Annotated in this window: 12 protein-coding genes and 1 pseudogene; all 13 read left to right on the top strand. The window is 46.6% G+C overall.

The features are described from left to right. Window positions 1-7 precede the first annotated feature (7 nt). Window positions 8-784 carry a BrxA family protein gene (locus ATHL_RS04320; protein ID WP_062190161.1) on the top strand — a complete coding sequence of 259 codons (777 nt, stop codon included), beginning with the start codon at window positions 8-10 and terminating at the stop codon, window positions 782-784. Further along, complete coding sequence (locus tag ATHL_RS04315) at window positions 756-1,343, top strand: BREX protein BrxB domain-containing protein (RefSeq protein ID WP_062190159.1); 588 nt, start codon at window positions 756-758, stop codon at window positions 1,341-1,343. Before ATHL_RS04320 ends, ATHL_RS04315 begins: the two co-directional genes overlap by 29 nt. 12 nt (window positions 1,344-1,355) lie before the next feature. Continuing rightward, window positions 1,356-3,404: an Eco57I restriction-modification methylase domain-containing protein gene (locus ATHL_RS04310; protein ID WP_084001171.1), complete on the top strand. Its 2,049-nt coding sequence runs from the start codon at window positions 1,356-1,358 to the stop codon at window positions 3,402-3,404. 14 nt (window positions 3,405-3,418) lie between these two features. Next, complete coding sequence (locus ATHL_RS04305) at window positions 3,419-4,078, top strand: hypothetical protein (RefSeq protein ID WP_062190155.1); 660 nt, start codon at window positions 3,419-3,421, stop codon at window positions 4,076-4,078. Continuing rightward, window positions 4,075-4,725: a hypothetical protein gene (locus tag ATHL_RS04300; RefSeq protein ID WP_062190154.1), complete on the top strand. Its 651-nt coding sequence runs from the start codon at window positions 4,075-4,077 to the stop codon at window positions 4,723-4,725. The genes ATHL_RS04305 and ATHL_RS04300 overlap by 4 nt, the downstream gene beginning before the upstream one ends. Beyond that, entirely contained in the window at window positions 4,722-6,659 is a 1,938-nt protein-coding gene (locus ATHL_RS04295; protein WP_162787569.1) for a BREX-1 system adenine-specific DNA-methyltransferase PglX, read from the top strand. The genes ATHL_RS04300 and ATHL_RS04295 overlap by 4 nt, the downstream gene beginning before the upstream one ends. A 1-nt stretch (window position 6,660) precedes the next feature. Then, window positions 6,661-7,593 (top strand): PDDEXK family nuclease, encoded by a 933-nt coding sequence (locus ATHL_RS04290; RefSeq protein WP_062190150.1) that lies wholly within the window; start codon window positions 6,661-6,663, stop codon window positions 7,591-7,593. A gap of 5 nt (window positions 7,594-7,598) precedes the next feature. Then, on the top strand, window positions 7,599-11,336 hold the full coding sequence (gene brxC / locus ATHL_RS04285) for a BREX system P-loop protein BrxC (RefSeq protein WP_062190148.1): 3,738 nt from the start codon (window positions 7,599-7,601) through the stop codon (window positions 11,334-11,336). A gap of 5 nt (window positions 11,337-11,341) precedes the next feature. Continuing rightward, a complete protein-coding gene (locus ATHL_RS04280) occupies window positions 11,342-12,151 on the top strand; it encodes a HEPN domain-containing protein (protein WP_062190146.1) in 810 nt (269 codons plus the stop codon). 18 nt (window positions 12,152-12,169) lie between these two features. Continuing rightward, window positions 12,170-14,107, top strand: coding sequence for a BREX-1 system adenine-specific DNA-methyltransferase PglX (locus ATHL_RS04275; RefSeq protein WP_162787568.1), 1,938 nt, complete (start codon window positions 12,170-12,172; stop codon window positions 14,105-14,107). 24 nt (window positions 14,108-14,131) lie between these two features. Further along, window positions 14,132-16,750: a PglZ domain-containing protein gene (locus ATHL_RS04270; RefSeq protein ID WP_062190142.1), complete on the top strand. Its 2,619-nt coding sequence runs from the start codon at window positions 14,132-14,134 to the stop codon at window positions 16,748-16,750. Between the two features lie 12 nt (window positions 16,751-16,762). Beyond that, window positions 16,763-18,784 carry a protease Lon-related BREX system protein BrxL gene (gene brxL, locus ATHL_RS04265; RefSeq protein WP_062190140.1) on the top strand — a complete coding sequence of 674 codons (2,022 nt, stop codon included), beginning with the start codon at window positions 16,763-16,765 and terminating at the stop codon, window positions 18,782-18,784. Window positions 18,785-18,876: 92 nt separating this feature from the next. Then, window positions 18,877-19,276, top strand: a pseudogene (locus tag ATHL_RS04260) (IS66 family transposase); the annotation flags it as partial.

The raw sequence follows: 19,276 nt of genomic DNA, 5'->3' as shown, positions 1-19,276 counted from the left end.
TGAACATATGACTTATTCTAGTCGCTTAATTAAAGCAACAGCTCTTTTACCAGATACCAAAGCTTTAATGGCATCTTGGGATCTATCAGTAGACGTAAATACAAATTTAAACAATGCTCGTCAAAATAATATCTTTGGAAAAGCTTCACGCTCTCGCGTAGAAGATATCCTTCGTATTTTTAAACAGCGGTATTTCGAAGATCCGCAAATTGGAAATGCATTGGTGACGTTGGTTCAGGCCAAGGTTCCGACCAAATGGATTGACTCCCTTTTTTATTATTATTCTGCGCAAAACGACGAGACATTAAAAGATATTGTTCTTCAGGTTGTCAATCCCCGCCGGCAAGCCGGCTTCTCAGATATACACCTGGATCATGTTATTAGAAAGCTAAGAGATTGGTCTTCAGAGGGCAAAACAACCACTGCATGGGGAGAAGACACTCTCTTGCATGTCGCTCAACATGCATTGGCCAGCCTACGTGATTTTGGAATCCTCGAAGGGGCTACCCAAAAATATCTGATCCCTGTGATGCTCCCTATTGAGCCCTTTGCTTTCATTGCTTTTGATCTATTGAAAAGGAACGGATCTGGAGATCGTGTTTTACATTCACCAGATTGGGGATTATTTAATTTAAAACCGAATGAGGTAGAAGAACACCTGATTGAGGCTCACCAACAAAGATTATGCGAGTATTTTGCTGCTGGAGCAGTAATCCGGTTGGAATTTCCATTTCAGGATTTTATGGAGTTGACCAATGCCATCATTGAAAGATCTCGTTCGTAACCTGGAAATCGACTTACGCTCTCGCCCACCGCGTCATTATATTTACAATGACTTGCCATTTGCTGTCTTTTGCTATCCTCCCCAACAGGAATGGGAAATGAGACATGAAATGCAGCTTCTCAAAACCCGTCTAGAGAAAGACAAAAACTGGCAAGTAACTTTGATCTCATTAGCAGAGCTGGTTTGGCAATCAATAGATGAGACCGAGGGAATGGATGCCATAACTGCTCTTGAAAGAAGCAGTGGTTTCCCAACCGCGCAATCGCAAGTTTACGAGTATCTTTCTGATCCTGATTGGCGCCCTTTGCCTGATTTATTAGCTGAACGTCTTAACCATTTGGATCCCAAAAAAGACCTGGTGTTTCTATGGCGCGCTGGAGCCCTTGCTCCGGAAATGTATCGTGTCTCTACGCTTCTGGACAAGATGAAAGGCCGGACTTCAGTGTCCTGTGTCTTATTCATGCCGGCTACATCTGGGGAGAGTGAGGGTTTGCGCTTCATGGGATTAGCCGATCTGGAACCGCGCGGCAGCTATCACACCAAGATCTATGTCGCCTAGTTGAGGAGAGGAATGATGGCTTTCACAGAACAATACTTACCTGAGTCCACTCGTAATGCTATTCATGATTTTGCCCTAAAAGGCCGCGAGCTTCTGACCCGAGAAGCGCGCGACTTGCTGGAAGGGGTTTATGGGCTGCATTCTGATGGAAGCCTGGAAAAACCGGAAAACCTCCCAACTCTCAAAGATCCTGAAACCCGTGAGATCTATGGCCAATTAATACGCTTTCTGGATGATGAAGTAAGTGCAGGCTTGAAGCGCAAAGAAGCAGTGGATAAATTGGTGAAAGAAATCGCTTTTACCCACCTGAATCGATTAGTGGCCTTCAAGATGATGGAAGAGCGAAAGCTGATTCGCGAGACGGTGCGTCGGGGACACCAATCAAATGGGTTTAAATTTTATTTAGCAGATCACCCTGAAGAAAAAACTTTATATGACCAAGGAAAAGTAGATACGGCTTACCGACATTTTCTTACGTGGCAATCTAGTCAGGTAGCGGGTGAAATAGCTGTTTTATTTGATGTTGAAACCTTACCTTCTCAATTATTTCCTCGGCCAACATCCTTGACGAATTTTCTTTCCATGTTGAATGATGAGATTTTAGCTCCAGCGTGGCAAGTCGAGGAAACAATTGGCTGGATATATCAATACTTCAATGAACCTGAACTGCAGGCTGCATTTGCTGCCGTACGGCTATCCGGCCAAAAATTCGAAGCCGGCGATATACCAGCTGCAACCCAACTTTTTACTTTGGATTGGGTGGTCCACTATCTCGTTGAAAATACACTAGGACAATTGTGGATACAGATCCATCCCGATTCGCAATTGTCAACAAAATTGGAATATTTTATCAATTTGCCGGGTGAATCTGACACTCAACCCCTACGATTAGCCAAAGAAATTACACTGCTTGACCCAGCGTGCGGTAGTATGCATTTCGGTTTAGTAGCCTTTGACATATTTGCTGCAATGTACAAGGAAGAATTAGCCAACATTGGAAAACCGGGTTGGCCAAAACAACCTTCAGTATCCACTGAAGATGAAATTCCAGAAGCGATTATAAAGAATAATATTTATGGAATTGATATTGATCTTCGGGCTGTGCAGCTTTCAGCATTGGCTTTGTATCTACGGGCAAAACGGATGAGTAAAAACGCACAGATTAAAGATCACAACTTATCTTGTGCTGATGTATTACCTTTTAGTTCTGCTGATCTTGGCAGATTCATCATAGAAATGAAGTTCTCCAATCCAATTTTTGAGAAGATGCTTCGCCGTATTAAGGAGCAACTAGAAGATATCAATCAACTTGGATCTCTCCTCAGAATTGAACGAGATATCCACGAGTTGGTTGAAAGTGAACGACAAAAACATGACCGATATCGTCAAGCCCATCTTCTTCCAGGCTTACCTGCTCCAAGCTTGTTCCCAGAAATGGATGATGATGCAACGGAAACAGAATATTGGGGATATCTTGAAAATCAACTTATTCAAGCTCTTGATTTTTTTTATAAGGAATCAGCAAACCACGGTGTGAATGTGAGATTCTTTACTCAAGAAGTAAGCAAAGGCTTTCGGTTCCTAGACATGATGCTACGACAATATGATGTTGTGGTCACAAATCCCCCATATCTTTCAAGACGTAAAATGAATGATACCCTTGCAAAGCTGTTAGATGACCAGTATCCAGAAGGCAAAGGCGATCTTTATGCCGCTTTCATTATGCGCGCTTTGGAGTTGGTAAAAGATGATGGTTGGGTTGGCATGTTGACGATGCATTCCTTTATGTTTATCTCTTCTTACGAATCGTTGCGGGAATATATCACCAGTCGGGCTGCAATTAAGACATTGGCACATTTCGGACCAGGACTCTTTGCTACGGGAAACCCGGGAACATTACAAACAGCAGCTTTTGTTTTGCGCCGCGAGCCGGACACACGTAAACGAGAAGAATCGGAAGGGATTTACTTCCGCCTGGTGCATGAGCCAGACGCAGAGTCGAAGCGCGTTGCTTTTGAAAAAGCATTGTCAGAACTCAAACAAGTTCTGAGCAGCCATTGAGATTTGAGGACAGAATGCCCAGAGAAAGACGATCTTTAAATCCAAATTTGATCACTGCTCCTTCAAGTGACGGGGGAAAATGGGCCGTTCAAAATTGGCAGAATATCGCATTTGCGACCCAAGAAGATTGGGATAAAGCAGTCTGTATCTTCGAAGATCGGATAAATTTCAGGTATATGAATGTCAGTAGAGAGATCGATTCGAATGGGAAATTTTCTGGCTTTTCTGTGATGGCCCTATCCTGTATGTTGATTGAGACATTAGCCCAATTCTATGATGGGCTGGAAAATAGTAACGACGCCAGGTTTCCATGCGGCCACCCCATGAACAATTCAGACTTTTTTTCACAATTCCTGACTTCAAAATCATTTGTCCTGAGTCGGTACTTCAATGACCAACAAGCACGAATCTTTTATCAAGATATTCGCTGCGGTTTATTACATGCGTGTGAAACGGGCGGAAAATCAAAAATCAAGCTAAGAGATGGAGAAAATCTCTTCAGACAAACAGGCGGCGCTTTGACCGTCTACCGTAAGCAATTTGTGAAAGTCCTTGCGGACGAACTTAATACGTATTGCAGTCATCTTCGTGCAAATGACAGCCGTGAAGAATTGAGGCCCAATTTTAGAAATAAAATGAACTACATCTGCGGCTTACCGGAATTTGAGCAATGATCGGCATTCTCGCCTACGGCTCCCTCATCACCTACCCAGGACACGAGATTGAAACTGTTGTGGATCATGTGATTCCGGATGTGTTGACTTCTTTCCCGGTGGAATATGCCCGGCGCAGCCGGAGCCGGGCTGGCGCGCCAACCCTGGCACCTGTGCCAAAGGGTCGCGGTGTTCCAGTGAAAGCAGTCGTCTATGTCTTGAAGGAATACACCCGAAAGAAGAAGGCGCAGAACTTTCTTTATCGCCGTGAAATCCATCGAGAAGGTAACCTGACAGTTATTTATGATGATCAGGCGCAGCGTCAGAAACGAGACGTTCTGGTGATTGAAAGCATGCAGAATCAATTTGGACTTTCAGTGATTTATTACACCGCGCTCAAACCCAACTTTACCGAGATTCTTGAAGCGGGACGCACACAAGAAGAGAAAGCCGAACTTCTGGCGCAAGCTGCGATTGACAGCCTTACGTCAGAGACTTATGCGAACATGATGGACGGCATCCAATACCTGGCAGACAATCTTGAATCCGGAGTGATAACAACGCTGAGCGAGTCTTACGAACAGGCTGTTTGGGAAAAGGCAGGAAATGGGCCTAACCTAAGCCAGGCACGCAGAAGTATTGCGCAGCAGAGAGGGATAGTTTCATGAGCAATTCGAATTTATCTCCCAATGTGTTTACACTTCGCCAGAGTGAGTTTCGAGCGATTCCTGGTAGCCCGTGGGTGTATTGGGTAAGTCGTGAGATTAGAGGTGTTTTTTTAAAGTCCGTATCTTTGGAATTTTATGTTAAGCCAAGACAGGGTTTAGCCACAGGTGAAAATTTTCGATTCCTGAGATATTTTTGGGAAATGCCTTTAGAAAACCAAATCGATGAAAAACCCGAGAAATTATCCCAAATTAACTCATTTATCCCTTACATGAAGGGTGGTGGTCTCAATAAATGGTTCGGAAATCAATGGTTTGTTGTTAATTGGAAAAATGACGGTAAGGAAATTAAAAATTTTTATGCCCCCAATGGCAGATTAGCCTCAAGACCGCAGAATGTAAATTATTATTTCCGCGAAGGCATCACCTGGTCACTGGTTAGTACCACAAGGTTTGGAGTGCGCTACCTGCCACCCGGGTTTATATTTGATGTGGGTGGATCCTGCGGATTTCCAGATAAAGAACTGTTATTTTCGGTCATGGCGGTGATGAATTCACCTTGGATGAATTATGCCTTGAGGCTTCTCAATCCAACAATAAATTTCCAAATTGGCGACATAGCGCGGGTACCTTTCCATGTGCCGGATGCAACCAGCAGAAGTAGCTTTGACCAACTGGTTCCACAGTGCATCCACCTGCAACAAGCGGAATCCATGCACAGTGAAACAACCTTTGACTTTATCGCACCGTTTTCGTGGCAATACGGAAATGATCTGTGCAGGCTTTCCTCCCAGCGTCTGGCGGAACTCGAGGAAAAGATCAATCATCTGGTCTATGAACTGTACGATCTTGGCGCGGAAGACCGCCAGGCGATTGAAAGCGAACTTGCCGTTATACACAATATGCCTGAGGAAGGCGAAAGCGTTAAAGCGGAGGAGGAGGAGGGAGATCTTACTGAGGGCGAAGACAATGGGGGCAGGGCTTTGGATTGGCTCTCCTACGCCATCGGCATCATTTTAGGTCGTTTCCAGCCTGGCACCTCGGGTGCACTAGGCTCTGCCATCTACCGCCGTACCGATTTTGCCATCGGCTCGCTGCCCGAACCCAGCGAAGAAGAATTCAACGAACTGGTGGGTGAGCCTTCCCAGTTCGCAACCATCGACGAGCAAGGCGGGCGGCACATCTTCTCCCGCGAGGTGGAAGCCGCCCTGCAAGCCCTCGCCGTGCCGGATGGCATCACCGTCTTCGACCCCAACCACCCCCGTGACCTGCCTACCCTGGTCAGCAAAGCGTTGGAATTGATGCTCGGCCAGGCGCAAGCCCAGGAAGTCATCCAGCAGGCTGCCGGGGGCGACCTGCGTAAATACCTGGAGAAAGATTTCTTCACCCAGCACCACATCAAGCAGTACCGCAAACGTCCGGTGTACTGGCCGATCCAATCTGCCAAACGCTCCTACGGCTTCGTGCTGTTCCACGAGAAGATTGACCGTAACACCTTCTACGCCCTGCAGCAGGAACCCTACCTGCCCACCAAACGGCGCGCCGTGCAGCTGCGCCTGGAAGAACTTGGCAAAAAGGTGCTGACTGTGCAGGGAGCCGCCCGCAAGCCCATCGAGAAAGAGATGGATGAGCTGCGTCAACTGGCTGAGGAACTGGCGCAGTTTGCCAAAGACCTGGAGGCCATCACCCGCGGTGGGTATGAACCGGAGCCAGACTGGATCGACGACGGGGTGATCCTGCGCATGGCGCCGTTATGGAGCGTGATCCCGTTATGGAAGAGCGAACCGAAGAAGTATTGGGAGGAGCTGGCCGCCGGGAAATATGATTGGAGCCACATCGCCATGCATTACTGGCCGGAGCGGGTGAAGCAGGCCTGCAAGAAGAACAAGTCCTATGCCATTGCGCATGGGCATGAAGAATGGTATGAGGGAGGATGAAATGTTGAATCTGTATTGGAAGTCGAAAGACCAAACCCGTAATCTACTGCTGAAGCCGTTTCAGAACGAAAAAGAGTTTGAATCTTATATTTTTCGAAACCAAGATTTACTCCCAGATATTTTTATACTTTATCGCCAGATCCAAACAGGGAATAAACAGGGCATTCCGGATATGTTGGGTGTAGATCAAGACTCCCGTATCTGCATCATAGAAATGAAGAACGTAGAGGTGGGTGAAGAAATCCTTCCGCAAGTTCTCACTTATGCCATGTGGGCTGAGACGAATCCTGATTCGATCAAAGCAATTTGGTTGGAGGCTAAAAGTCGCCCCGAGGATATCAAGATTGAGTGGGATGCGTTAGAAGTTCGGATTGTTGTGATTGCGCCATCCTTCAAATCTAGCGTACTGAAATTATCCAGCAAAATTAACTATCCTCTTGACCTGGTTCAGATCAGGCGTTTTTGCCAGGACGATGACGAATTCGTTATGGTAGAAACTCTTGCGGATATGCCCCCAGCGAAGCCGACGACGACAAAAGTGATGGGTGACTGGACCTGGGATTACTACGAATCTGAACATGGTAAGGAACCCACCCAAGAGTTCCAGAAGGTGGTCACCCAGTTAGCGGAATTTGTTAAGGAGCAAGGTTGGGATCTTCCTTTTAACCTCAATAAATTTTACACCGGCTTTAAACTCGGAAATAAGGTGGTTTTCGATGTCTCATGGGAAAGCACCAAAACTTGGTCTATTCACATGAAGATCCCGCCTGAAATATCAGAGACTTTCCATGGGCAAGTTTGGAAATATCATAAGTACGACGCTACTTTTAAGAATTCGATATTTCGTCCCATTCCCGGAAGCGCGATAGATATAACGGAATTGGGTGAAATGCTGAAAGCCGCTTATCAAAATGTATCCGGAATCCAGGAGTAATGAGCATGCAGACCATTCGAAATCTTCTCTCTCGTGATCTTTCCCGCCCCATCGAAGAAGTCATCAAGCTAGACCAGCGCGATGAACAGACGGTGTATACGGAGCTGACTGAATATATCACCACCAAACGCATCCGTGAACAATACATCGAGGTTTTGAAACCAATTTCAGAGGGTCCGGGCGATCCAAGTGAAGCGATTGGGGTATGGGTCTCGGGTTTCTTTGGCTCTGGTAAAAGCTCATTTGCGAAAAACCTGGGTTATATCCTCTCAAATCGCTCATTGAACGGAACGCCGGCCAGCCAGATCTTCCTGCAGCAATTGGAGCAGCAGGCTCCCGGTGAAGATTCTACAAAGAAACTGCGCGACCTCATCAACTACATCACCGTAAGGATACCTACTCAAACGATCTTGTTTGATGTCCAGGTGGATCGCGCAGTCCGGCGCTCGACCGAAACGATTGCCGAGATCATGTATACCGTTTTATTGCGTGAGCTGGATTATGCCCAGGATTTCGACATCGCTAACCTGGAAATTGAGTTGGAAGCAGAAAAACGGTTAGGCAAATTCGTCAAAATATGCGCTGAGCTTTACCGCGATCAAGTCAATGTAAGCGACGCGGGTGGAACCACCATTCCAGTAACATTGGCGGGCGTCAATGCCGCGGATTATGCAGTCTGGCAAATGGTTCGTAAAGGCGCTCAAAAAGTGCTGCGCACCAGTGCTGTGATGAATCAATTGGATCCAAAGACCTATCCCGCTCCCGATTCCTGGGCGATGTCTTTTAATCCAAATGCGGACATCACGATTAATACCCTGGTGGATCGGACGTTTGAGCTTTCTGCCCGCCGCAGTCCTGGTAAAGCCATCGTATTCGTCATCGATGAGGTAGGGCAGTACGTGGCGCGCAGCGGTGAAAAAATTGAGAACTTACGCGCTGTGGTTGAGCAATATGGTAAAGAAGGTAAGAATCGTGTTCTGGCTAATAAGGCTGTTGCACCGGTTTGGATCATTGTCACCTCACAAGAGAAATTAGATGAGGTTGTCGCTGCCATTGATGACAAACGGGTGCAGCTTGCGAAACTACAGGATCGGTTTCGCTATCGCGTGGATATGGCTCCGTCTGACATCCGTGAAGTAGCTACCAGGCGTGTATTGAGCAAAAAGGCAGAAGCCGAACCTATACTTCGCAAAATGTATCAGGATTATCATAGCCAAATCAAAGCACACACATCCCTGGAGCGTTCGCAGATCAGTTTTGATTTCAGTGAACAGGATTTTATCCAGTTCTACCCCTACCTGCCCCACTTCATCGAGCTATCCATTGATATCGTATCCGGCATGCGATTGCAGGCCGGGGCGCCGCGACACATTGGCGGCAGTAATCGCACAATCATCAAACAGGTCTATGAAATGCTGGTCAGCGAACGCACGGCTTTGGCGGATGCGCCCGTCGGCAGCCTGGTATCCATTGACCGGATTTTTGACTTGATCGGCGAAAACTTGCCGACGCAGCGCAAGGATGATATCCGTGATATTGCAGTCATGTGGCCCAATGATGTCTGGCCCCTCAAAGTGGCTAAGGCAATTGCTTTATTGGAGTTTGTCCGCACTGTGCCGCGTACAGAGAAAAACCTTGCGGCTTTACTCTTCAATGCGGTGGATGCCGGAAGCTGCTTGCCCGAGGTTGAACGGGCGATTGGGCTGCTGCATGAGAAGCAGTTCATTCGCCAGACCGAGGACGGCTGGAAGCTGCTGACGGATCAAGAAAAGAACTGGACGGTGGAACGCAACAGCATCAGCCCTACCCCGAAGGAGCGTCGCGATATCATCGAAGATATGCTGAGGGCGAGCTTTAGCGAGCCAAGCCTCAGCCGTTATACGATGGAGAAACGTACTTTCAAGCTCGATATTGGCTGGGAAGGGCGCAGTATTGCTCAGGGCGAGATCCCGATAGAGCTTAGACTTATAGATGAACCCAAAAGCCTTTCGGCGAATTTGGAACTCGTTCGAAATGAAAGCCGCGAGAAACCCCGCCAGGTGTTTTGGGTCGCTGCTTTATCCGATGAGATTGACGATCGGGTTGTGGAGCTTTCACGGTCACGCCAGATGGTGGCAAAATATGACCAGCTTCGAGCACAAGGGAAGCTGAACGCCGATGATTCCAGCAGCCTGGCCAGCGAAAAGTTAGAGGCCGGCCGGCATGAGGAACGGTTGAAGCGCCTGCTGCTTGAAGCGCTCCAGCAAGGAACCGGGTTTTTTAATGGGGTTTCCAAGAATGGACCAGATATGGGCACCAGCCTGCCTGAAATTCTGAAAAGTATGCTGGATTATGCCGTTCCGAAACTATACGATAAATTAAAGATGGGCAGCGTTCCGGTAAAGGGAACGGAAGCCGATGAAATCCTCAAGGCGGTCAACCTGAATGGTTTATCAAAGGTCTTTTATTCTGGTCAGGACGGACTGAAGCTAGTGATCACCGAGGGCGGCAAGACCGTCATCCATACTCAAGCAGAGATTGCCCTTGAAGTGATGGGGTATTTGCAGCAGGAACACAGCTACGGCAACAAAGTGACCGGGCGTATCCTGGAGGATCATTTTGGTGGATTGGGATACGGTTGGTCGCGTGAAGTTTTATGGATCGTACTGGCGGCATTGTTACGCGCTGGCGTGATCGAAGTAACGTATCAGGGCCGCCGATTCCGCAATCACCTGGATCCCCAGGTGAGATCCGTGTTCGCATCCACAAATACCTTCCGATCAGCATCCTTCGCTCCTCGTAAAGCTCCTGACCTCAAAACCCTGGTGAATGCCGCCAAACGCTATGAGGAGATCACTGGGGAAGAAGTGGACGTGGATGAAGCGGCTATTGCTCAGGCTTTCCAGAAATTAGCTCAGGCAGAACTGAACGCCCTTTTGCCAGTGGATGCCGTTGCCAGAGCCAATGCCATTCCCGTTCTCGACATTTTGGAAGAATATCAGAGTACTTTGAAGGCGATTCTGCAGGGAGCATCCGATGATTTGGTGAACATGCTGGAAGGTGAAGGCGAATCATTCAAGAAACTGCGCTCACATGTCCAGGGTATTCGCGGAGCAACCGAACCGGCTGGCATAAAACGCTTGCAGCGAGCCAGAATGGCTGCCACGCAAATGGCTGGGCTCCTGATAGAACGGGGTGTGGATGCAGGAGTAGCTGAAGCGAAGGATTTGCTGGATGCTCGTTTGACCGATGGGTCGTACTATCAAAGGACGGTCGAGGTGGATCAGGCGATCCAAACCATTGAAAACCATTACGCCCAAACGTATTCAACCATCCACCAGGAACGAGCGCAAGTCTTTCGTGAAGCAATTGACCAGGTGAAAGGTTCTTCTGATTGGGTTGCCTTGCAGCCTGATCATCAAGCGGCGATCCTTGCTCCGTTAACAAGCCGGTACTGTGATGGCGGCATAGAGGATGGTTCGTTTGCACTGCCAGCCGGTAAATTGGTATGCGAGCAGTGTCACGCCACCATCCCGCAGATGGAATCGGATATTGCCGCGGCAAACGGGCTAAAAAACGCAGTGATGCGAAAAATTCAGGAAATCCTCAAACCGGAAGAAAAAGTGGAGCGGGTGAAGCTATCCGCCATCCTGAACACGTTTCAAGCGCTGAATACACGTGAAGAAGTGGAAGAAGCGCTCGAGCAGCTGCGCGAAGCCCTGATGGAACGGATTGATGCCGGTGTGAAGGTCATCCTGGAGTAATCAGCATGCCCAGTCCTATTCAGACCTTTAAAGAGAATATCCGTCCGGCAAAATTATTGCTGCAGGTATATTCCTTGCTGGATACAAATGACAACATTGTCTCTGAAGGCGATCTGGTCGAAATCCTGCGCGGGGTAGTACAAGCCAATACAGATGAAGAACTCTTGCTCGTGTACAACGAAATCTTTCTGGGCCTTGTTCGCCAAGGAGCAGAAATTCCGCGCGCCTCATTGAGGCGGGGAACCCTGGCTCACCTATTAAGACAGGCTGTTGTCGCCGCATGTACAGGATTGGATACCTATCTTCCGGCTCTGTTGCGAGCAAACCTGCCAATTGTCATCAAAGCACAGGGTCGTGGTTTTGTCTCGAGTGAAGATGAAACGGTGAAAGAGTATCTATCCAATTTAACTTTTTCTTTGGATGAAGTATTACGTCTAAGCGAAGATCCAAATGCAGCAGAATACATCGCAAATAAAATTTTGAATTTAACGAATTTTTCGTATCTTAGCACGCATAAAGGGATTCACGTTACTGCTCGGTTTTTGGGGATCGAAAAACCTTGGGAGATGATCTCAAAACAACTGAACCGCGACAAGAAAGAATTGATGACCATCGTGAATGAGACGGTCAAGCGTAGAAATGATATCGTTCACCGGGCGGATCACGATCAAGCCAATCCTCAAGGCAATCAACAGGAGATCACCTTTGCCTGGGCGAAACAATCCGTGGATACAATAGAGAATATCTGTCTGGCGCTGGATGAAATTGTGGACAAAAGAATGAAAGAACTGCAGGCGGTGATCAATGCCCGCTAAGTTAGGGGGAGAGGTTTCATGAGCGAGACGAAGTTGCCAAACCAGGTATACCGCTTGCGCCAGGCTGATTTTGGAGCGATTCCTGGGAGCCCTTGGGTGTATTGGGTCAGCAAAAAGGTTCAGCAGATATTTTCAAGTTACCAATCACTATCAGAAGTAGCTGAACCTAAACAAGGGTTGGCAACAGCTGATAATATGCGTTTCTTAAGATATTGGTGGGAAATTGGATTCAATAAGATTGTTTTTTCATGTAGAAATGAAAACGATGCTAAGCAATTATCATATAAATGGTTTCCATGCACAAAGGGTGGTAGTTATAGAAAGTGGTATGGAAATCAAGAGTATGTCATAAATTGGTTAAATAACGGGTATGAATTAAAGAATTTTACTGCTTCAGTGATTAGGAACACGGTATATTATTTTCGTGAAGGAATTTCATGGAGTCTTATAAGTTCAAAAGGTGCAGGATTTCGAATTATTCCGCCAGGTTGGATAATAACCCACAAAGGACCTGGTATTTACTTTCCGGGTGGTACCTCAATCAGTAAAGCGCTAGCAATCCTAAACTCGGTAGCGATTTCAGGACTGTTGTCTTTGATTAGCCCAACGATGGGTTTTGAGATCGGGCAACTCAGTTTATTGCCGTGGCCGAATCTCGAAGGATCTTCACCAGATTGTTTGTCAAAACCTTCCAATTTTAGTATTTGGCTTGCTAGGTGGTTCGAAACCAAAAAGGAGGTCTCTATTGATTTCGATATTCCTCTTTCATGGCACAATGGATCGAGCGAAGTAACCATTATTCGACAAAAATTAATGGAGTTAGAAAAACAAATCAACCAAGAGGTCTACCAATTATTTGAAATTGACCAGGAGGATCAAGCTTTCATCGAGACTGATCTTGCTGGAGGAGGGTTGGTAAAAGCAACAGAAAATGATGGCTTAATGGGTGAAGATGAAGAAGAAACAGCACAACCTATTATTATCAATCAAGAGGATATAGCGAGCGACTGGCTCTCCTACGCCATCGGCATTCTCCTCGGTCGTTTCCAGCCTGGTACCCCAGGCGCACTAGGCTCTGCCGTTTACCGCCGATCGGATTTTGCCATCGGCTCGCTGCCCGAACCCAGCGAAGAAGAATTCGACGAATTGGTCGGCGATCCCTCCCAGTTCGCAACCATCGACGAGCATGGCGGGCGGCACGTCTTCTCCCGCGAAGTGGAACTGGCTCTTCAGAATCTGGCTCTGCCCGACGGCATCGCCGTCTTTGACCCCAACCACCCCCGCGATCTGCCTACCCTGGTCAGCAAGGCGTTGGAATTGATGCTCGGCCAGGCGCAGGCTCAGGAAGTGATCCAGCAGGCGGCTGGTGGCGACCTGCGCAGGTTCCTGGAGAAAGATTTCTTCACCCAGCACCATATCAAACAATACCGCAAACGCCCGGTCTACTGGCCCATTCAGTCGTCCAAACGCTCCTACGGCTTCGTGCTGTTCCACGAGAAGATCGACCGCAACACCTTCTACGCCCTGCAGCAGGAACCCTACCTGCCCACCAAACGGCGCGCCGTGCAGTTGCGCCTGGAAGAGCTTGGCAAAAAGGCGCAGACCGCTCAGGGAGCCGCCCGCAAGCCCATCGAGAAAGAGATGGATGAGCTGCGTCAGCTGGCGGAGGAGTTGGCGCAGTTTGCCAAAGACCTGGAGGCCATCACCCGCGGCGGGTATGAACCGGAGCCAGACTGGATTGACGACGGGGTGATCCTGCGCATGGCGCCGTTATGGAGCGTGATCCCGTTATGGAAGAGCGAACCGAAGAAGTATTGGGAGGAGCTGGCCGCCGGGAAGTACGATTGGAGCCACATTGCCATGCATTACTGGCCGGAGCGGGTGAAGCAGGCCTGCAAGAAGAACAAGTCCTATGCCATTGCGCATGGGCATGAAGAATGGTTTATCGGAAACTAGAACGAGTAGTAGGAAGAGGAGAGCATGAGTAATACTGCAAATCTTGTCAGCCAATATTTGATCCAAACACTTCGCCAACAAATCCAAGAGCACCATATTGTTGTTTGGTTTGATCCCGAGAAGCAGTATCAAGCCCTCGTTCGTGCAGAGAATTTTCCTAACGTGCAGTTATTTTCATACGAACCCCAAAAAGGTTTCATGGCGCTGCGGCGAGAATTAGAGCAGGTTTGGGGTACTTTTGAACCGCCCCAACTTTTAATCTATGTACCCACATCCGAAGATTTTTCCAATCACGCACTGGTTGAATATACAACAGCCGGCGTAACTGTTCAACCAGGGGAACAGCCTGTTGAGCGAAATTCTCGCTTGGCTATCGTTGCACGTCAAGCGTTGAATGGAATTTTGCCTGCCAATAACCTGTCAAAAGTTATTAGTGAGGTGGAAAACGGTCAGTTATCCCTCTCAGAATTGGATGAGATAGCAAGCCGGCATAAGGAAATCCACATTGGAGCTTTAGCTCTAATATTTAAAAGTGAAAACATAGAAGATATTTGCCTTCAATTCCTTGCCTCTAAGAATTTTGATGAAGACATAAGAACGAAAAATGCGATTACAACACTAATCGCTTTACTAAAAAACGAATTGGAAATCCAACTTAGTGAAAAAGATGAATTGGGTAAAGTCCGCGAATCCTTAGCCAGATATTTATTATTCGCAGAGTTTGCGAGTCATTTGGGTAAATCATTACCTGCCTCACTCAGTACATTCAAAGGCCCGAAGAGTAAAGGAGCCTATGAAACCGTGCTTCGCCTTGTAAGACAATGGCGCCTCAGGAGTGATACCACCGCCAGTTACATAGAAGCAGCCAATAAATTTGAACCGGAGATTGACTTATCAAAACACGTCTGGACGATCGAAATGTTGGATCATGCAGATACTTTTGCTGGAATTGAAGACATTCTACAGTCTTTGGTCGAAAAAGCACTTATAGAAAAACCGGTTCAAGATTTGGTTGAAATTGCTAGAAAGCGGCAGAACGGATTCTGGCCGAACCAAATCCCGACCTTGAAATTACATTGGCAAATGATCGTAGAAGCTGGACAAGTCCTCGTTCAATCCAACGCCATTAAGACTGCCCTGAAACAAGAATGGTCAGCATCCCAATTGGTCAAAAATTATACTGGATATCAAATTCATGCCAGTGATGGACAATCTCCTTGGTGCAAATTAGATACAACATTTAGAAGAATGGAAAGAGATGAGCACAGTTTTGATTTCGAGACTGAGCATCATGATTCACTTCAAAAACTCCTGGCATCAGCTCGATCAAGTTATATTGATGTGATTCACAGAATGACCGAACGGTTTATAGAAGGTTATGAAAAAGCAAGCTTCCACCTTCCAGAAATTGTGCAACAAGCCAATATATTCCATGATTTTGTTCAACCGTCATTGGAAAGTGGAAAAATCGCATATATTCTGGTTGACTCATTTCGATATGAGATGGCTTTAGATTTATTCGAACAAATCCAAACAGATTGGGATTGTCAGGTATTACCCGCCTTAGCTACAGTACCCACTATCACAGAAGTGGGAATGGCAGCACTTATGCCGGATGCAGAAAAGGGAATATCATTTTCACCTGTCGGAGCAGGGAAATTGGGTGTTGAGATTTTAAAAACAATGCTCAAGGGTCGACCAGACCGCGTGAAATATATAGAAACCAACCACCCACAAAGCATTGTATTGGAACTTAACCAAATTGCACCGCTAAAGGATAAGAAGATTGTAAACGCCCTTGCCAATGCAAAGCTGGCCGTCATTACTGCGACAGACGAAATCGACGGATTGTGGGAAAGTCAGCCAGAAATTGCTAGGCGTATCCATGACGATGTTTTCAACCAATTACGCCGGTGTATCCGCAATTTACTGAATGTCAATTATCAAACGGTTATTATCACATCTGATCATGGCTTCATAGCTGGAGACAACCTTATGGTAGGCACTCCGATGGATCCCCCCGGCGGCGATACTGTTGACTTGCATCGCCGTGTTTGGATTGGTCATGGAGGAGCTAATGTCTCAACGTGCTTACGCAAACCAGTTTCTGCATTTGGCATTGGTGGTGATTTAGAACTTGTAACACCAATAGGACTGGGGTGCTTTAAGGCACCAGGTGGATCAACTCAATATTTTCATGGTGGCATGTCTCTTCAAGAAATAATTATTCCCATCCTATCGGTTCGACCGGGGAAAAACTACTTATCATCCAACAAGGAACCTGCTTTTCATTGGGAGGTAATCCTTGGTAGCAAACAGATATCTACAAGGTTTTTCTCTGTTACTATTAATGGAAACGCAACTGAGCTTCTCGCAACACCGCCTAAAATCCGTGTGGAATTAAAATCCGGGAACCATGTTCTATCAATGCCTGTAGCAGCCACATATGGCCTTGATGAAACCACAAAAGACGTAAAGATGAAGATTGAGGAAGGATCAACAACATTGATTCCTAATACGGTGACTCTTTTTATAGATGATATTCCTGCGGGAACAGTCACCGTTGATCTTGACTTAATCAATTCAGAGACTGGGCTCGCCCTAACTCAGGTCCAAAATATTCCAATTGCATTTTCCCTTTAGGAGATTTGGACTATGGATAACCTTGATCAAAAAGCAACTTCTATCTTCGCAGGGCGAGTGGTACGCAAAGATTTGGTTCGGAGAGTAAAAGTTGGAGCAAATGTCCCTGTTTATGTATTGGAATACTTATTGGGAAAATATTGTGCTACTGATGATCCAACGGCAATTGAGGCGGGATTACGACTAGTTAATAGCATAATCTCAGAGAATATCATTCGGCCGGATGAGGCCATGAAAGCTCAATCGAGAGTAAAAGAACGAGGAGAGATGACGTTCATTGACAAAATCCTCGTTCGATTAGATGGCACAAAATATTGGGCAGAAATGGTCAATTTTGGACACAGCTTCTTGCATATTCCTGACACAATCGTCAGAAAATATGATCGTTTACTAGAAGGGGGGGTGTGGGCACAAGTCAAATTGGAATATCGAGAAGACGAAGAAGTATCTGGAAAAGCCAGGCCATTTTTTGTATCTGAATTGAATCCCATCCAACTTGCTTCGTTTAACCTGGAAGACTATATAGAAAGGCGATCTAATTTATCAACAGATGAATGGTTAGATTTATTGGTTAGGACGATTGGCCTTGAACCAAGCCAATTTGAGAGAAGAACTAAATTATTAATGCTTATTCGGTTAATCCCGATGATTCAACGAAATTACAATTTAATTGAGCTAGGCCCACGCGGGACTGGTAAAAGTTATGTGTATCGGGACCTCTCACCCTATGCGATTCTTGTTTCGGGCGGAAAAACCACAGTTCCGAATCTTTTTTACAATATGAGCACTCGCAAGGTCGGTTTAGTAGGAATGTGGGATGTGGTCGCTTTTGATGAGGTAGCCGGGATCAAGTTTGATGATAAATCAGCTGTTCAAATTCTTAAAGATTATATGGAAAGCGGCAGCTTTAGCCGTGGACGAGAAGAATTAGTGGCAGAGGCTTCAATTGTATTTGCCGGCAACCTAAATCAGCCGGTTGATGTATTGGTGAGGACATCCACTTTACTACAACCATTACCAGAAGAAATGCAAGATATGGCCTTGATCGACCGAATTCATTACTATCTCCCGGGATGGGAGATGCCTAAAATGAGAAACGAATTCATGACCGATCATTATGGATTTGTTGTGGATTATCTTGCTGAAGCCTTCCGCGAATTGCGCCGACGCAATTATACAGATGTACTTGATCGTTATTTCTCACTGGGTACAGATCTAAACACAAGGGATGCAAAAGCCGTCCGCAGAACAGTATCCGGACTAATTAAGCTTTTACATCCTGGTGGAGATCCAACAAAAGAAGAAACTCAGGAATACCTGGAAATTGCCCTTGAGGGTCGGAGAAGAGTAAAAGAACAACTCAAAAAAATGGGGGCATTCGAATATTATCAGACATCTTTTTCATATATTGATAGCGAAACAATGAGAGAGTATTATGTGGGAGTACCTGAAGAGGGAGGGCGGAACTTAATCGCTCAAGATCCATTAACTCCTGGATGTATCTATACCGCGTCCTTAACTGATAACGATCTAGTAGCATTGACTCGTGTTGAAGTATCCAGAATGAGCGGATCGGGAAAATTACGGATTACAGGCAGTCCAGATAGAACGATGAAAGATTCTATCCTTACTGCTTTTGACTATATGCGCGCCAATAAAAATCGATTAGGAATTGAGCGCGACATGGATAGTTATGATTTTCATGTCCAAATGGTCGATTTGATGCAAACCAAAGAAGGATCTCAAGGTGGGGTGGCTTTCTTTATTGCTCTCTATTCTCTTTTGAGAGATAAGCCAACACTTGGCGGCTTGGTCGTTTTAGGGGAGATGACAATTCAGGGATCAATATTACCTTTACGTTCGCTTGTAGAACCCTTACAAGTTATTGTTGATAATGGTGCTAAGAAAGTATTAATCCCTATTAGTAATAAACGACAAGTATTGGAAGTACCTGGAGACCTATTAGAAAAGGTAGATCCAATCTTTTATTCTGATCCGTTATCAGCTGCGTTAAAAGCAATTGGAGTGGGTTAAGGTATCCGTCCCAAAGCCGGTGGGTTTTGAAAAAAGAGCAAGCTCCGAGTAATATGGTAGGTGTCTCAACAGCCATATACTTGGAGCTTGCCATGTCTATTGTCACACTCAAACTTCCAGAAGTCAAGGAATGCCAGCAGGAGCGACCGCAGCGCTGTCCATATTGCAGTGGGGAGACCTTTCAACGCTGGGGAGGGGAAGGGAAGCGGGTCATCGATCCGCAGCTGGGAGAAGTATGGGTGTATCGCTATCGCTGCTGCCGTTGTCGGAGAACCTTTCGGCATTACCCGGTGGGAGTGGATCGGGCACGGCAAACAGCGAGAATGCGAGCTTTGGCCGCGATCGGCTGGCTTTTTGGGATGAGCTATCGCTGTGGCTCGCGGTATCTGAGTGCCTTTGGGATCGCTTTGAGCCGGATGAGCATCTGGAGGGATGTTCAGCAGCGCGCTGAGCAGCTGGAACGGGAGCGGTTCTGGAAGCCGGTGCGGGTAG

It is taken from the genome of Anaerolinea thermolimosa (assembly GCF_001050195.2).
Classification (GTDB): Bacteria; Chloroflexota; Anaerolineae; order Anaerolineales; family Anaerolineaceae; genus Anaerolinea; species Anaerolinea thermolimosa.
This window is presented reverse-complemented; position numbering and strand designations above follow the sequence as displayed.

Excerpts from the sequence above, each read along its gene's own strand:
- ATHL_RS04270 (WP_062190142.1), top strand. The coding sequence starts at position 14,132 with ATGAGTAATACTGCAAATCTTGTCAGCCAATATTTGATCCAAACACTT.
- ATHL_RS04305 (WP_062190155.1), top strand. The coding sequence starts at position 3,419 with ATGCCCAGAGAAAGACGATCTTTAAATCCAAATTTGATCACTGCTCCT.
- ATHL_RS04295 (WP_162787569.1), top strand. The coding sequence starts at position 4,722 with ATGAGCAATTCGAATTTATCTCCCAATGTGTTTACACTTCGCCAGAGT.
- brxC (WP_062190148.1), top strand. The coding sequence starts at position 7,599 with ATGCAGACCATTCGAAATCTTCTCTCTCGTGATCTTTCCCGCCCCATC.
- ATHL_RS04310 (WP_084001171.1), top strand. The coding sequence starts at position 1,356 with ATGATGGCTTTCACAGAACAATACTTACCTGAGTCCACTCGTAATGCT.
- ATHL_RS04275 (WP_162787568.1), top strand. The coding sequence starts at position 12,170 with ATGAGCGAGACGAAGTTGCCAAACCAGGTATACCGCTTGCGCCAGGCT.
- ATHL_RS04300 (WP_062190154.1), top strand. The coding sequence starts at position 4,075 with ATGATCGGCATTCTCGCCTACGGCTCCCTCATCACCTACCCAGGACAC.
- brxL (WP_062190140.1), top strand. The coding sequence starts at position 16,763 with ATGGATAACCTTGATCAAAAAGCAACTTCTATCTTCGCAGGGCGAGTG.
- ATHL_RS04315 (WP_062190159.1), top strand. The coding sequence starts at position 756 with ATGCCATCATTGAAAGATCTCGTTCGTAACCTGGAAATCGACTTACGC.
- ATHL_RS04280 (WP_062190146.1), top strand. The coding sequence starts at position 11,342 with ATGCCCAGTCCTATTCAGACCTTTAAAGAGAATATCCGTCCGGCAAAA.
- ATHL_RS04290 (WP_062190150.1), top strand. The coding sequence starts at position 6,661 with ATGTTGAATCTGTATTGGAAGTCGAAAGACCAAACCCGTAATCTACTG.
- ATHL_RS04320 (WP_062190161.1), top strand. The coding sequence starts at position 8 with ATGACTTATTCTAGTCGCTTAATTAAAGCAACAGCTCTTTTACCAGAT.